The organism is Streptomyces sp. NPDC018947, assembly GCF_044390505.1.
Classification (GTDB): Bacteria; Actinomycetota; Actinomycetes; order Streptomycetales; family Streptomycetaceae; genus Streptomyces.
On the sequence record NZ_JBIRZD010000010.1, the window covers coordinates 254407 to 268545 of the forward strand.

The following is a 14139-nucleotide window of genomic DNA, read 5'->3' on the forward strand; positions in this document are numbered from 1 at the left end:
CGTGCGGGTTACTTCTCCTTGGCCGGAGGCTCGGCGTCGGTCGCGGGCTCGGTCGCCTCGGGCTCCCCGGCCTCGGGCTCCGTGCCCTCAGGCTCCCCGGCCTCGGCCTCCGCGCCCTCCGGCGCGGACGCCTCCGTCTCCGCGGACGCGGTCTTCGCGGTGGCGCTCTCCGGCTCCGCCGCCTCGGGCTCCGTGCCCTCCACCTCCGCGGCCACCGCCGCCGAGGTCTCGGCCGACTTCGCCAGCGCGTCCTGTGAGACCAGCTCCGCCGCCTCCTTGGCGTCGGTCAGCAGGACGACGTCCTGCGGGGCCTGGTCCGCGAAGTTCTCCGGGTGGTGGCAGGCGACCTGCTGACCCGGCCGCAGCTCCTTCAGCGGGGGCTCGGTGGTCTTGCAGATCTCCGTCGCCTTCCAGCACCGGGTGTGGAAGCGGCAGCCGCTCGGCGGGGCGATCGGCGAGGGCACGTCGCCCTTGAGCAGGATGCGCTCGCTCTTGGCGGCCTTGCGCGACGGGTCCGGGATCGGCACCGCCGACAGCAGGGCCTTGGTGTACGGGTGCATCGGCGACTTGTAGAGCTGGTCGCGGTCGGCCAGCTCCACGATCTTGCCGAGGTACATCACCGCGATCCGGTCGGAGACGTGCCGGACGACGGACAGGTCGTGCGCGATGATCACGTACGTCAGGCCCAGCTCCTGCTGGAGGTCGTCGAGCAGGTTGACGACCTGGGCCTGGATCGAGACGTCGAGCGCGGAGACCGGCTCGTCGGCCACGACCAGCTTCGGGTTGAGCGCGAGCGCGCGGGCGATGCCGATGCGCTGGCGCTGGCCGCCGGAGAACTCGTGCGGGTAGCGGTTGTAGTGCTCGGGGTTGAGCCCGACCACCGACAGCAGCCGCTGCACCTCCTTCTTGACCCCGCCCTCGGGCTCGACGCCCTGGAGCTTGAAGGGGGCGCTGACGATGGTGCCGATGGTGTGGCGCGGGTTCAGCGACGAGTACGGGTCCTGGAAGATCATCTGCACGTCGCGGCGCAGCGGGCGCATCCCGCCGACCCCGAGGTGGGTGATGTCCTTGCCCTCGAACTCGACCTTGCCCGCGGTCGGCTCCAGCAGCCGGGTGATCAGCCGGCCCATCGTCGACTTGCCGCAGCCGGACTCGCCCACGACGCCGAGGGTCTCGCCGGCCCTGACCTCGAAGTCGAGGCCGTCGACCGCGCGCACCGCGCCGACCTGGCGCTGCAGCAGGCCCTTCCTGATCGGGAAGTGCTTCTGCAGCCCGGTCACCTTCAGCAGGGTCTCGCCGGGGGCGGCGCCCTTGGTGAGAGTGGCGGCCCCGCCGGCCTCGCCCCGGGTGCCGTCGCTCTGCGCAGGGATGTCCACTGCCTTGTCCTCTGCCTTGTCGCTCACAGCTTCGGCGCAATCTCTTCGGTCCAGATACGCTCCCGCTGCTCCTGCGACATGTGGCAGGCGGCCCAGTGCTTGCTGCCGACCTCGGTCAGCTCCGGGCGGACCGTGCGGGTGACGTCGTCCTTGGGCACGTCGGCGTACGGGCAGCGCGGGTTGAAGGCGCAGCCGGACGGGAGGTTGATCAGGGAGGGCGGGGAGCCCTTGACCGGGATCAGGCGTTCCTGCTGGTCGCGGTCGAGCCGCGGCATCGAGCCGAGCAGGCCCCAGGTGTAGGGGTGCCGGGGCTCGTAGAACACCTTGTCGGCCGGGCCCCGCTCGACGCAGCGCCCGCCGTACATCACCAGCAGGTCGTCGGCGAGTTCGGCGACCACGCCCAGGTCGTGGGTGATGATGATGACCGCGGAGCCGAACTCCTTCTGCAGGTCCCGGATCAGGTCGAGGATCTGCGCCTGGACGGTCACGTCCAGGGCGGTCGTCGGCTCGTCCGCGATGAGCAGTTCGGGGTTGTTGACCAGGGACATCGCGATCATCGCGCGCTGGCGCATACCGCCGGAGAACTCGTGCGGGTAGCTGTCCACGCGCTTGTCCGGCTGCGGGATGCCGACGCGGTCGAGCATCTCCACGGCACGGCGCCTGGCGGTCTTCTTGTCCACGTCGTGGTGGACGCGGTACGCCTCCACGATCTGCTGGCCGATCGTGTAGTACGGGTGCAGCGCGGACAGCGGGTCCTGGAAGATCATCGCCATCTGGCGGCCGCGCAGCTTGCGCACCCGGTCGGGGTCGGCGGACAGCAGCTCGGTGCCGTCCAGCCAGATCTCGCCCGAGAGCCGCGCCTTGCGCTTGCCGTACTGGCCGGCGGTGTGCAGGCCCATGATGCCGAGCGAGGTCACCGACTTGCCGGAGCCGGACTCGCCCACGATGCCGAGGGTCTTGCCCTTCTCCAGCTGGAAGCTGAGCCCGTCGACGGACTTGACCACACCGTCGTCGGTGGGGAAGTGCACCTTGAGGTCACGCACTTCGAGGAAGGCGGTCGGCGCGGGAGAGGTGCCGGTGGGCTCGCCCACGGCCGCTCCGCTCTTGCTCAGTTCGGTCATGCGAGCCTCACTCGGGGGTCGATCACGGCGTACAGGATGTCCACCACGAGGTTGGCGATGAGCACCGCGAGGGAAGTGATCAGGACGACGCCCAGGATGAAGGGCAGGTCCTGGTTCTTGATCGCGTCCAGCACCTTCTGCCCGAGGCCGGGGAGGCTGAACGTGGTCTCGGTGAGGATCGCCCCGCCCATCAGGGCGCCGAGGTCCATGCCGAGCATGGTCAGCAGGGGCGTCAGCGTCGACCGCATGGCGTGCTTGCGGATGACGACCTGCTCCTTGAGGCCCTTGGCGCGCGCGGTGCGGATGTAGTCCTCGCCGAGGATCTCCATCATGGTGGCGCGGGTGATCCGGGCGTACATCGCGGCGTACAGGAAGGCCAGGGTGACCCAGGGCAGGATCATGCCGCCGAGCCAGCCGGTCAGGCTGTCCTCCAGGGGCACGAACTCGCCGTTGATCCAGCCGAGTCCGTAGGAGAAGATCGCGAGGCTGAGCAGACCGGTGAAGTAGATCGGGAGGGAGACGCCCGCCAGCGCGACGATCATCGCGCCGCGGTCCCACAGGGTGCCCCGCTTGAGCGCGGAGAGCACACCGGCGGCGAGGCCGAAGATCAGCCACAGGACGGCCGCACCGAGCGCGAGAGCCAGGGTCACCGGGAAACGCTCGGTCAGAACCGGCCAGACGGCCTGCTCGGTGCGGAAGGAGTACCCGAAGCACGGCGCGGAGCACTGGGTGACGTCACCGCCGCCCGCGTAGGTCCGGCCCACGAAGATGCCCTTGAAGAACTCCCAGGCCTGGACGAAGACCGGGTCGCCCAGACCCAGCTTCTGCCGCACACCCTCGACGGCGGCGGGGTCCGCCTGCTTGCCGACGAAGTTCAGGGCGATGTCGACACCCGCCCACTTGGGGACGAGGAAGAAGATGCTGAAGACCACCAGGATGATGACCACCAGCATCACTGCGGCGGCGAACAGCCGCCTGATGAGGTAAGCGAGCACAGCTTACGGCCCGCTGCGGACCGCGGGCCGCCGGAGATCGTCCGGCGGCCCGCCATCACGCCGCGCCGGCCTTCACCTGCCTTTCGTGCCGTACGGCGGGTGTACCGGTTACTTCGTGGACTTCAGACCGAGGTTGACGAAGTCGTACATGCCGCTGTAGCCGTCGGTCGTGTACACGTTCGCCAGCCGGTTGGAGCGCCAGTTGATGAACTTCTCGAAGACGAAGGGCAGGTAGTAACCGCCCTCCATGACCTTGTGGTTGATCTCAGTGGCGATCTTGGCCTTGCCGGCGTCGTCCAGCTCGGTGAGGTAGTCGGCGAACAGACCGTCGATCTTCTTGTCGTTGATCATCGCGAAGTTGTTGTTCGCGCTCTCGAGGATGTAGTCGCTGTGCCACAGCGGCAGACCGTAGCCCTGCACGGACGGGAAGTCCGGGCCCCAGCCCATGATGATGATGCCGTAGCCCTTCTTCTTCACGTTCGCCGGGCTGCCGATGACGCTGGCGTACTGCGAGCCGTCGTACTGCGAGATCTCGACGTCGATGCCGACCTTCTTCAGCGACGCCTGGAGGGACTCGGCGGTGGCCACCTCGACCGGCTTGTTGTTGCGGACGGCGATGGTGGTCTTGAAGCCGTTGGGCTTGCCGCAGGCCTTCAGCTCTTCCTTGGCCTTCTCGACGTTGCCGCTCTTGTTGGCGCCGGCGATCTCGTACGGGTCGTACTTCTGGCCCTCGGAGCCCGGGACGGACGGCGGCAGCATGTTGGTACCGATGTCACCACCGGCGATCGGGCCACCGCGGGCCGTCTGCAGCGAGACGTGGTCGGCACCGTAGATCACGGCCTTGCGGCAGTGGATGTTGTCGAACGGCGCGACGTTCTGCGGGAAGGAGGCGTACCGGATGTAGCCGGAGACCGGGTTGTCCAGGTTGCCCTTGTGCTCCTTCAGGGCCGTGGTGCGGCCCTGCGGCGACAGGCCGGTCTGGGCGAGGTCCAGGTCGTAGTCGCCGGCGATCAGGCGGGCGTCCAGGTCGTTGGCGTTGGAGAAGAACTTGATCGTGATCTTGTCCGGGTACGCCTTGCGGACCGGGTCCGACTCCTGCTTCCACTCGGTGTTGCGGACCAGGGTGAGGTCCTTGCCCGGGTTGTAGGACTCGAACTTGTACGGGCCCGAGGAGAAGGGACGCAGGCCGTACTTGGACTTGGTGTCCTTGTCCTGGCGGACCGGGGACGCCGAGGTCAGCGCGAGCATCTCCTCGAAGTCCGAGTTGGCCTGCGGCAGGCGGAAGACGATGGTCTTGTCGTCCGGCGTCTCGATCGCCTTCAGGCCGAGCTTGTCCTTGGACGTGTCCTTGTACGGGCCCTTGTACTCGTCCTTGGGGTCGAGTACCTCCTTGAGGTACGTCGGACCGCCGGACAGCACGTCCTGCGCCCAGACGCGCTCGATGCCGTACTTGACGTCCTTGGAGGTGATCGGCTTGCCGTCCTCCCAGGTGACGCCGTCACGCAGGGTGTACGTGTAGGTCTTGCCGTCGTCCGAGACCTTGGCGAGCCCCGTGGCGAGGTCCGGGGTGACCTCGGCGCCCGCGGCACCGGGCTCGGTCTTGTTCGTGACGAGCTGACGGCTGTAGTAGCGGGAGAAGTTCCACATGAAGCCGTAGTAGCCGCGCGTGGTGTCCCACGAGTCGGCGTCCTGCGTGCTCGCGAACTTCAGGGTGCCGCCCTTCTTGGCGGCGGAGGCCTGGGCGACCTTGTTGTTGGCCGCGTCGAAGCCGGCCGCGCCGTTCTTCGAACCGCCGCTGCCGCCTTCGTCTCCGCCGCCGCCGCCGCACGCCGCCGTGGTCAGCAGCGCGGCGACCACTGCGGCAGCGGCCATGGCCTGCTTGCGCCGCCCTGAGGTGCGTTGGGTAGTCACGATCTCGGTTCCTCCGGATTAGATGAGAGACCCCGTGCAGGTGCCACGGGTCGCTTGCCGGTACGGCAGGTCAGCGGGAGCCCTTCGGGTCCAGCGCGTCGCGTACGCCGTCGCCGAAGAGGTTGAAGGCAAGGACGGTGATGAAGATCGCCACACCCGGGACCACCATGTACATGGGGTCCGACTTGTAGTAGTCGATCGCGCTCGAGAGCATCTGCCCCCACGACGAGGTGGGCGGCTTGACGCCCACACCCAGGAAGCTGAGTGCGGCCTCGGTGAGGATGTTGGTGGGGATCATCATCGTGGTGTAGACGATGATCGGCGCCACCAGATTGGGCAGCAGTTCCTTGAACAGGATGTAGAACCGTCCGGCGCCCAGCGACCGTGCCGCCTCGACGTACTCCCGTTCACGCATGGAGAGGGTCTGGCCACGGACGACGCGTCCGATGTAGGGCCAGCCGAAGAAACCGATGACCAGGATCATCATGAGCAGGCGGACACCCGTGCCGCTCAGGCCCAGCATGTGGTCCGGCATGACGGAGACCAGGGCGATGATGAACAGGAGCTGCGGGAAGGCCAGCAGACCGTCCATCACCCGGCTGATGAGGGAGTCGACCCAGCCGCCGAAGAAGCCGGCCAGCACGCCCAGCACGGTGCCGATGACCACCGCGACCAGCGCCGACAGGAAGCCCACGAGCAGCGAGATCCGGGCGCCGTGGACGATGCGGGCGAAGATGTCACGGCCGTTGACCGGTTCGACGCCCAGCCAGTGGTCACCGCTGATCCCGCCCAGGGACCCCTTGGGGGTGCCGAACAGCGGGTCGATCATGCTCTCGTTGTAGGCGTCGGGATCCTGGCCGTAGAGGTTGGTGATCAGCGGAGCGAGCACCGCGATCACGATGAGGACGAGCACCACGATGCCGCCCGTGAGGGCCAGCTTGTCCCTCTTCAGGCGTTCCCAGGCGATCCGGCCCAGGGAACGGCCCTGGACCGCTTTGGTCTGCGCGCCGGCAACCGCCGCTTCCTCGGCAGCACTCGGGGCCGCTTCCGCGGTCGGCTCGTGCAATGGTGCCGTCATCTGGCAGGGACCCCTCTCAACCGGCGGTAACCGGCCCGCACTTGCCGCTGTAGCGGCGTGATCAGTCCGTCGTACACAGGGGCGGACCTCCACCCCTTGTTGCGGGAGTCTTCAACGGTTTGGCGACATGGAGCCAGACTTGACGGGGAATGGATGCGCAACCGTGATGCTGTCTGAGGTGTTCCGTTATCCGGACAGCGGGTAACGGCGGCCGGACACGGACGAGTTGGACATCATGGGCGGGAGCGGGGCCTTACGGCCTCCCTCTACGCGCGAAGATGTCCGCACACCGGTCGCGGAACGGTCCTCACGACCGTCAGTAGCGGCCCCCGGCCGGGGGATAGCCGTAGCCGGACGCGGGCGTCCGGGCGGGCGCGGGCGCGGGCGCGGCGGCGTGGGCCTCGCGGTCGTAGAACGGACGGGCGTTGGCGCGCAGCCACATGGCGACGGGGTCGTGCGCGTCGGTCATCGCCACCGTCGACACCGGCAGTCCCTCCGGCACCGCGGTGACGGACTGCTGCATCATCGCCCGGACCGCGTCCACGGCCGGCGGCGACGTGTCGTACACGTCCAGGCCGATGGCGAGGTACGGGGCGCCGAGGGCCGGCTGCACCCAGGCGCGGCGCAGCGCGCGGACCGCCGGGGTGCGGTGGGCGTTCTGCGCGAGCAGGGCGTAGAACTGCGGGATCTCGATGGCCGGTTCGGACAGGCGCAGGGGTCCGGCGGGCTGGCGGTCCAGGCCGGAGGCGATGCGGCGCAGGTCGAGCCAGGGGATGCCGACGCCGCCGCCCGGGGCGTGCGGGTTGAGCCAGAGGCCGTAGTGGTCCGGGTAGAGGGCGCGGGCGACTTCGAGTCCGTCGACCACCTCGTACGAGCGGTTCCAGCCGCTGGCGGACAGCTCCTGGGCGGAGGTGACGCAGGGCGCGTAGCCGTAGCCGTCGACCTCCATGTTCCCGTACTGGGCGTCGGGCGAGCCGGCCTGGCCGTGCCACAGCAGCATCCAGACCTGGCCGGAGGCGGGGGTGGCGAGCGCGCGGAGCAGAGCCTCGTAGGCGTCGTAGCGCCCGGGCGTCACCTGGCGCAGCATGTGCTCGACCTGCCCGGTCGCGGCGGTACCGCTCGCGCTCACCTTTTACCGACCCTTCGAGAATCGTCCCCTGTCGGGGAACCAGCTTAGGTGGCTTCGGGAGTTGTCCCCGGCCGGTGTCACACGTCCTGCTGGTAGAACGGCCGGACCTGGGACCTCATCCAGTCGCAGACCGGGTCCTGGGCCGCTTCCAGCAGGACCAGGTTGACCGGCCACGCGACGGGGACCGCGCCGAGCGCGCGGCCCAGGGCGTCCATCGGGAGGGTGGGGGCCTCGCCCTCCCAGTGGGCCAGCTCGACGCCCACGAACATCACCGGGTCCGCGGTCTCGACGGAGGCGAGGCAGCGGCGGGCGGTGCGCACGACGCCGGTGGCGGCGAACTCCTTGGAGGCCGCGGCCAGGAAGTCCACCGGGTCGTCCTGCCAGTCCGGCTCGAACAGCCGGACGCGGCCGCCGGACGCGGGCCCGTCCAGCGGGGTGCGTCCCGCCCGGCACAGCTCGGCCACGGCGGCCGGCGGCAGCGGGACGCCGACCACTCCGTCCGGGTTCACGGCGATGCCGGCCTGCGGGGGCAGGCCGCGGGCGAACTCCGCGGCGGGGGCGACGGTGTAGGCCATGTGGGGGCCGGCGACGCGGCGGAGCTGTTCCTCGGAGCTGAACACCGGCACGTACGCCTGGCCCTCGATCTCCACCGTGGGCAGGTCGAGGGGGCCGGTGTCCGGGCCGCCTCCGTTGGGCAGCGGGACCCAGACGGAGCTGCGCCCGAGCACCTCCACGATCCGGCCGCCGGCGCCCGGCACGCCGAGGGACGCGGACAGCACCTCCTCCAGCTCGTTGCCGGGCCATCCACCGTGCGGGTGGGGATGCGCCTGCGCCGGGAAGTCCGCTGGGAAGTCCATCTGCCTACCGCCTGCCTGGTACCGCTGCTGTGGCTGAAAAGGCTAACCCGTTCGGACCGGCGGGCCCACGGTCCGTCACCTCAGCCGGTGAAGGCGACGCGGTGCAGCGCGTCGGCCGCCGCCCGGTCCAGCAGGACCGCCGAGGCGCAGCCGGCGGGCAGGGTGCCCTCGGTCACGGAGGCCAGCAGCCGGCCGGTCGCCGTGCGGTGCCGCAGGAAGGCGTACCGCGAGACGCCCCGGCCGCGCTCGCGCTGCCCGGCGAGGGCGTCGTCCACGCCGACGTCGAGGAGCAGCAGGTGCAGGGTGCCGCCGCGGCGGCGGGCCTCGCGGGCCAGCCAGCCGCGCACCCAGGCCTGGGTGCCGCAGTCGTGCACGACGACGCCCTCGCCGCTGCGCAGCGCGCGGCGCAGCCCGGCGTAGTGGGCGAGCCGGACGAGGGGACGGTAGAGCGCGTACGGGACGAAGCGCGGCATGCGGCGGTCCCAGCGGTCGCGGGTGTCCTGGGAGTCGACGCGCAGCCCGCGCACGGTGCGCCGCATGAGGGTGGATTTGCCGCTGCCGGGCAGGCCGGTGATCACCACCAGGTCCCGGGGGCCGAAGAGCAGGGCGTGGGGGCTGCGGCCGGAGCGGTCGCGCAGGTCGCGGACGACGGGTGCGGGAGAACCGGCACACGCCTCCCCGGCCGTGGCGGCCCGCTTCGGCAGCGCGATTCCCGAGGTCGTGGCGTAGGCCGTGGTCCTGTTCACCGTGATCGTCCTCCCCTGGGGCGGTTCACGAGTTCCCGTCCCCGTCGAGTGTAAAGAGAAGGTAATGGCGCGGTCTCGCGTTTTCGTGCGCTCCCTGCCACAAGCCGGTTACAGATCACGGTCTGCCACGAACGGGCCCGGCATGCAATGATGGCGGCGCCAACTGCATACCGGCCGTTTGAATCCGCGCGGGAGAGTCCCCGGCCGTCGCCGGGGCGCCGAAGGAGCAAGTCCCTCCCTTGAATCTCTCAGGCCCCGTTACCGCGCGGGCGAGGCACATCTGAAAAGCGGGCCGCCGTGCGACGGCCGCCCCACCCAAGGTGCAAGTCCTGACCGCCGCGTCCCGGTGGTCATGGCGAACCTCTCAGGTTCCGATGACAGATGGGGAGGATCCACCTCGCCCGTGCCGTCCTGTCCTGGGAGACGACCGACCGATGAGCAGTACCGAACTCCGCCGTACCGCGCTGGATGCCACGCATCGCGCGCTCGGCGCGACGATGACCGACTTCGCCGGCTGGGACATGCCCCTGCGCTACGGCTCCGAGCGCGACGAGCACAACGCGGTGCGCACCCGCGCCGGGCTCTTCGACCTCTCCCACATGGGCGAGATCGCCGTCACCGGTCCGCAGGCGGCCGATCTGCTGGACTTCGCGCTGGTCGGCAACATCGGCAGCGTGAAGCCGGGCCGGGCCCGCTACACCATGATCTGCCGCGAGGACGGCGGCATCCTGGACGACCTGATCGTCTACCGGCTGGGCGAGACCGAGTACATGGTGGTCGCCAACGCCTCCAACGCCCAGGTGGTGCTGGACGCGCTCACCGAGCGGGCCGCGGGCTTCGACGCCGAGGTCCGTGACGACCGCGACGCCTACGCGCTGCTCGCCGTGCAGGGCCCCGAGTCCCCGGGCATCCTCGCGTCGCTCACCGACGCGGACCTGGACGGCCTGAAGTACTACGCCGGCCTGCCCGGCACGGTGGCCGGCGTCCCGGCGCTCATCGCGCGCACCGGCTACACCGGCGAGGACGGCTTCGAGCTGTTCGTGAAGCCGGAGCACGCCGTGGAGCTGTGGCAGGCGCTGGTCGAGGCGGGCGAGGGCGCCGGGCTGATCCCGTGCGGCCTGTCCTGCCGCGACACGCTCCGCCTGGAGGCGGGCATGCCGCTGTACGGGCACGAGCTGACGACCGCCCTGACGCCCTTCGACGCCGGGCTCGGCCGGGTGGTGAAGTTCGAGAAGGAGGGCGACTTCGTGGGGCGCGCGGCGCTCGAGCAGGCCGCCGCCCGGGCCGAGGCGAACCCGCCCCGCGTCCTGGTCGGCCTGGTCGCCGAGGGCCGCCGGGTCCCGCGCGCCGGGTACGCGGTCGTGGCCGGCGGCGAGGTGGTCGGCGAGGTCACCTCCGGCGCCCCCTCCCCCACGCTGGGCAAGCCGATCGCCATGGCGTACGTCGACGCGGCGCACGCGGCCGTGGGCACCGCGGGCGTCGGCGTGGACATCCGGGGCACCCACGAGCCGTACGAGGTCGTGGCACTGCCGTTCTACAAGCGCCAGAAGTAGACACTGGGCGTGCGGGGCCCGTCGGTGCCCCCGCACGCGCCCGCGCCGCCCATCAGCGGTTTCCGCACTCCCCCCGTCATCAGCACTGTCCCGCGTACAGGAGAATTCAGGCCATGAGCAACCCCCAGCAGCTTCGCTACAGCAAGGAGCACGAGTGGCTGTCGGCCGCCGAGGACGGCGTCTCGACGGTCGGCATCACGGAGCACGCGGCCAACGCGCTCGGTGACGTCGTCTTCGTCCAGCTCCCCGAGGTCGGCGACACCGTGTCCGCGGGCGAGACCTGCGGCGAACTGGAGTCGACCAAGTCGGTCTCCGACCTGTACTCCCCCGTCTCCGGCGAGGTCACCGAGATCAACGACGACGTCGTCAACGACCCGTCCCTGGTGAACTCCGCGCCCTTCGAGGGCGGCTGGCTGTTCAAGGTGCGCGTCAGCGAGGAGCCGGGCGACCTGCTCTCCGCCGACGAGTACTCCGCATTCGCCGGCGCCTGAGGAGTCACGGACGCATGTCGCTTCTGAACACGCCCCTGCACGAGCTCGACCCCGACGTCGCCGCCGCCGTCGACGCCGAGCTGCACCGCCAGCAGTCCACCCTCGAGATGATCGCCTCGGAGAACTTCGCCCCGGTCGCGGTCATGGAGGCCCAGGGCTCGGTCCTCACCAACAAGTACGCCGAGGGCTACCCCGGCCGCCGCTACTACGGCGGCTGCGAGCACGTCGACGTGGTCGAGCAGATCGCCATCGACCGGGTCAAGGCGCTCTTCGGCGCCGAGCACGCCAACGTGCAGCCGCACTCGGGCGCCCAGGCCAACGCGGCCGCGATGTTCGCGCTGCTCAAGCCGGGCGACACCATCATGGGTCTGAACCTCGCCCACGGCGGGCACCTGACCCACGGCATGAAGATCAACTTCTCGGGCAAGCTCTACGACGTCGTCGCGTACCACGTCGGCGACGACGGCCAGGTGGACATGGCCGAGGTGGAGCGCCTCGCCAAGGAGAACCGGCCGAAGCTGATCGTGGCGGGCTGGTCGGCCTACCCGCGGCAGCTCGACTTCGCCGAGTTCCGCCGGATCGCGGACGAGGTCGGCGCGTACCTGATGGTCGACATGGCGCACTTCGCCGGTCTGGTCGCGGCGGGCCTGCACCCGAACCCGGTGCCGCACGCCCACGTCGTGACCACCACGACCCACAAGACGCTGGGCGGCCCGCGCGGCGGTGTGATCCTCTCCACGGCCGAGCTGGCCAAGAAGATCAACTCCGCTGTCTTCCCCGGTCAGCAGGGTGGCCCGCTGGAGCACGTGGTGGCCGCCAAGGCCGTCGCCTTCAAGGTGGCCGCGAGCGAGGACTTCAAGGAGCGCCAGCGTCGTACGCTGGAAGGCGCCCGGATCCTGGCCGAGCGCCTGGTGAAGGACGACGCGAAGGCCGCGGGCGTGTCCGTCCTGACCGGCGGCACGGACGTCCACCTCGTCCTGGTGGACCTGCGTGACTCCGAGCTGGACGGCCAGCAGGCCGAGGACCGCCTCCACGAGGTCGGCATCACGGTCAACCGCAACGCGGTCCCGAACGACCCGCGCCCGCCGATGGTGACCTCCGGTCTGCGCATCGGCACGCCGGCGCTGGCGACCCGCGGCTTCGACGCCGAGGACTTCGCCGAGGTCGCCGACGTGATCGCCGAGGCGCTCAAGCCGTCGTACGACGCGGCGGCGCTCAAGGCCCGGGTGACGGCCCTGGCCGACAAGCACCCGCTGTACCCGGGTCTGAACAAGTAACCAGAAGTACGACCCCCGGGGCGCCGCGCCCGCCACAAGCGAGCACGGCGCCCCTTCGTCTGCACCCCCGTTGTGAGGAGTCCCCGTGGCCATCTCGGTCTTCGACCTGTTCTCGATCGGCATCGGCCCGTCGAGCTCGCACACGGTCGGCCCGATGCGCGCGGCCCGCATGTTCGCCCGGCGCCTGCGCAACGAGGAGCTGCTCGGCTCCGTGACCGCGGTCCGGGCCGAGCTGTACGGCTCGCTCGGCGCCACCGGCCACGGCCACGGCACCCCCAAGGCGGTACTGCTCGGCCTGGAGGGCGCCTCGCCGCGCACGGTGGACGTGGAGACGGCGGACGACCGCGTCGAGGCGATCAAGGAGTCCGGGCGCCTCAGCCTCCTCGGCGAGCGCGAGATCGCCTTCTCCTACGACGACGACATGGTCCTGCACCGCCGCAAGGCCCTCCCGTACCACGCGAACGGCATGACGCTGTGGGCGTTCGACGCGGACGGCACGGAGGTGCTCTCCAAGACGTACTACTCGGTCGGCGGCGGTTTCGTCGTGGACGAGGACGCGGTGGGCGCGGACCGCATCAAGCTGGACGACACCGTGCTGAAGTACCCCTTCCGCACCGGTGACGAGCTGCTGCGGCTCACCCGGGAGACCGGACTGTCGATTTCCGCGCTGATGCTGGAGAACGAGCGGGCCTGGCGCGACGAGGACGAGATCCGCGAGGGTCTGCTGGAGATCTGGCGCGTCATGCAGGCGTGCGTGGCGCGCGGCATGTCCCGCGAGGGCATCCTGCCGGGCGGTCTGAAGGTCCGCCGCCGCGCCGCGAACACCGCGCGCAAGCTGCGCTCCGAGGGCGACCCGCAGGCCCTGGCGATGGAGTGGATCACGCTCTACGCGATGGCCGTGAACGAGGAGAACGCGGCCGGCGGCCGGGTGGTGACGGCCCCGACGAACGGCGCGGCGGGCATCATCCCGGCGGTGCTGCACTACTACATGAACTTCGTGCCCGGCGCCGACGAGGAGGGTGTGGTCCGCTTCCTGCTCGCCGCGGGCGCGATCGGCATGCTCTTCAAGGAGAACGCCTCCATCTCCGGCGCCGAGGTCGGCTGCCAGGGCGAGGTCGGCTCCGCCTGCTCGATGGCGGCGGGCGCGCTCGCCGAGGTCCTCGGCGGCTCCCCGGAGCAGGTCGAGAACGCCGCGGAGATCGGCATGGAGCACAACCTCGGCCTCACCTGCGACCCCGTCGGCGGCCTCGTCCAGATTCCGTGCATCGAGCGCAACGGCATGGCCGCGGTGAAGGCGGTCACGGCGGCCCGCATGGCGATGCGCGGCGACGGCTCGCACAAGGTGTCCCTGGACAAGGTCATCAAGACCATGAAGGAGACCGGCGCGGACATGTCGGTCAAGTACAAGGAGACGGCGCGCGGCGGGCTGGCGGTGAACATCATCGAGTGCTGAGGGGCGCGCCCCGGACCGGCACGTCGCCCGTGGTGGGGGGCCCCCCCCCCGGGGGCCCCCCCCCGCCGGCCCCCCCCCCCCGCCCCCCCCCCCGGCCCCCGCGTTGCCCGTGGAAAAAAACCCGCGGTACGTTGACGGCCCACCCAAGTGCC

The 14139-nt window shown here is 70.5% G+C and carries 12 protein-coding genes and 1 riboswitch; of the genes, 4 read left to right on the forward strand and 8 right to left on the reverse strand.

The window, feature by feature from the left end; genetic code table 11:
* Positions 1-8: 8 nt before the first annotated feature.
* From ACH499_RS20865 to ACH499_RS20900, 8 genes are all read right to left on the reverse strand, one after another.
* Positions 9-1403 carry a dipeptide ABC transporter ATP-binding protein gene (locus ACH499_RS20865; RefSeq protein ID WP_399017453.1) on the reverse strand — a complete coding sequence of 465 codons (1395 nt, stop codon included), beginning with the start codon at positions 1401-1403 and terminating at the stop codon, positions 9-11.
* Complete coding sequence (locus tag ACH499_RS20870) at positions 1400-2497, reverse strand: ABC transporter ATP-binding protein (protein WP_399017454.1); 1098 nt, start codon at positions 2495-2497, stop codon at positions 1400-1402. The genes ACH499_RS20865 and ACH499_RS20870 overlap by 4 nt, the downstream gene beginning before the upstream one ends.
* Complete coding sequence (locus ACH499_RS20875) at positions 2494-3492, reverse strand: ABC transporter permease (RefSeq protein ID WP_356205622.1); 999 nt, start codon at positions 3490-3492, stop codon at positions 2494-2496. The genes ACH499_RS20870 and ACH499_RS20875 overlap by 4 nt, the downstream gene beginning before the upstream one ends.
* A gap of 108 nt (positions 3493-3600) precedes the next feature.
* A complete protein-coding gene (locus ACH499_RS20880) occupies positions 3601-5403 on the reverse strand; it encodes an ABC transporter substrate-binding protein (RefSeq protein WP_399017457.1) in 1803 nt (600 codons plus the stop codon).
* A gap of 70 nt (positions 5404-5473) precedes the next feature.
* A complete protein-coding gene (locus ACH499_RS20885; protein ID WP_356205624.1) occupies positions 5474-6481 on the reverse strand; it encodes an ABC transporter permease in 1008 nt (335 codons plus the stop codon).
* 316 nt (positions 6482-6797) lie between these two features.
* Positions 6798-7610 carry an enhanced serine sensitivity protein SseB C-terminal domain-containing protein gene (locus tag ACH499_RS20890; RefSeq protein ID WP_399017459.1) on the reverse strand — a complete coding sequence of 271 codons (813 nt, stop codon included), beginning with the start codon at positions 7608-7610 and terminating at the stop codon, positions 6798-6800.
* 77 nt (positions 7611-7687) lie between these two features.
* Positions 7688-8467 (reverse strand): enhanced serine sensitivity protein SseB, encoded by a 780-nt coding sequence (locus tag ACH499_RS20895; RefSeq protein ID WP_365598093.1) that lies wholly within the window; start codon positions 8465-8467, stop codon positions 7688-7690.
* Positions 8468-8547: 80 nt separating this feature from the next.
* A complete protein-coding gene (locus ACH499_RS20900) occupies positions 8548-9213 on the reverse strand; it encodes an AAA family ATPase (protein WP_399017461.1) in 666 nt (221 codons plus the stop codon).
* A gap of 179 nt (positions 9214-9392) precedes the next feature.
* Positions 9393-9487: riboswitch (glycine riboswitch) on the forward strand.
* Positions 9488-9647: 160 nt separating this feature from the next.
* Between ACH499_RS20900 and gcvT the strand changes: the two genes are divergently transcribed.
* The 4 genes from gcvT to ACH499_RS20920 all read left to right on the forward strand — a co-directional run bounded on the left by gcvT (position 9648) and on the right by ACH499_RS20920 (position 13987).
* Entirely contained in the window at positions 9648-10766 is a 1119-nt protein-coding gene (gcvT, locus tag ACH499_RS20905) for a glycine cleavage system aminomethyltransferase GcvT (RefSeq protein ID WP_356205628.1), read from the forward strand.
* Between the two features lie 113 nt (positions 10767-10879).
* The gene (gene gcvH, locus ACH499_RS20910) at positions 10880-11257 is read left to right on the forward strand and encodes a glycine cleavage system protein GcvH (protein ID WP_356205629.1); all 378 of its coding nucleotides are present in this window, start codon (positions 10880-10882) and stop codon (positions 11255-11257) included.
* Positions 11258-11271: 14 nt separating this feature from the next.
* Positions 11272-12534, forward strand: coding sequence for a serine hydroxymethyltransferase (gene glyA / locus ACH499_RS20915; RefSeq protein WP_356205630.1), 1263 nt, complete (start codon positions 11272-11274; stop codon positions 12532-12534).
* A gap of 85 nt (positions 12535-12619) precedes the next feature.
* Positions 12620-13987: an L-serine ammonia-lyase gene (locus tag ACH499_RS20920; protein ID WP_365598086.1), complete on the forward strand. Its 1368-nt coding sequence runs from the start codon at positions 12620-12622 to the stop codon at positions 13985-13987.
* Positions 13988-14139: the final 152 nt, after the last annotated feature.

Bases quoted from the DNA above. Each gene is read 5' to 3' on its own strand.
- ACH499_RS20870 (WP_399017454.1), bottom strand. From the start codon at position 2,497: ATGACCGAACTGAGCAAGAGCGGAGCGGCCGTGGGCGAGCCCACCGGC.
- ACH499_RS20885 (WP_356205624.1), bottom strand. From the start codon at position 6,481: ATGACGGCACCATTGCACGAGCCGACCGCGGAAGCGGCCCCGAGTGCT.
- ACH499_RS20895 (WP_365598093.1), bottom strand. From the start codon at position 8,467: ATGGACTTCCCAGCGGACTTCCCGGCGCAGGCGCATCCCCACCCGCAC.
- gcvT (WP_356205628.1), top strand. From the start codon at position 9,648: ATGAGCAGTACCGAACTCCGCCGTACCGCGCTGGATGCCACGCATCGC.
- gcvH (WP_356205629.1), top strand. From the start codon at position 10,880: ATGAGCAACCCCCAGCAGCTTCGCTACAGCAAGGAGCACGAGTGGCTG.
- glyA (WP_356205630.1), top strand. From the start codon at position 11,272: ATGTCGCTTCTGAACACGCCCCTGCACGAGCTCGACCCCGACGTCGCC.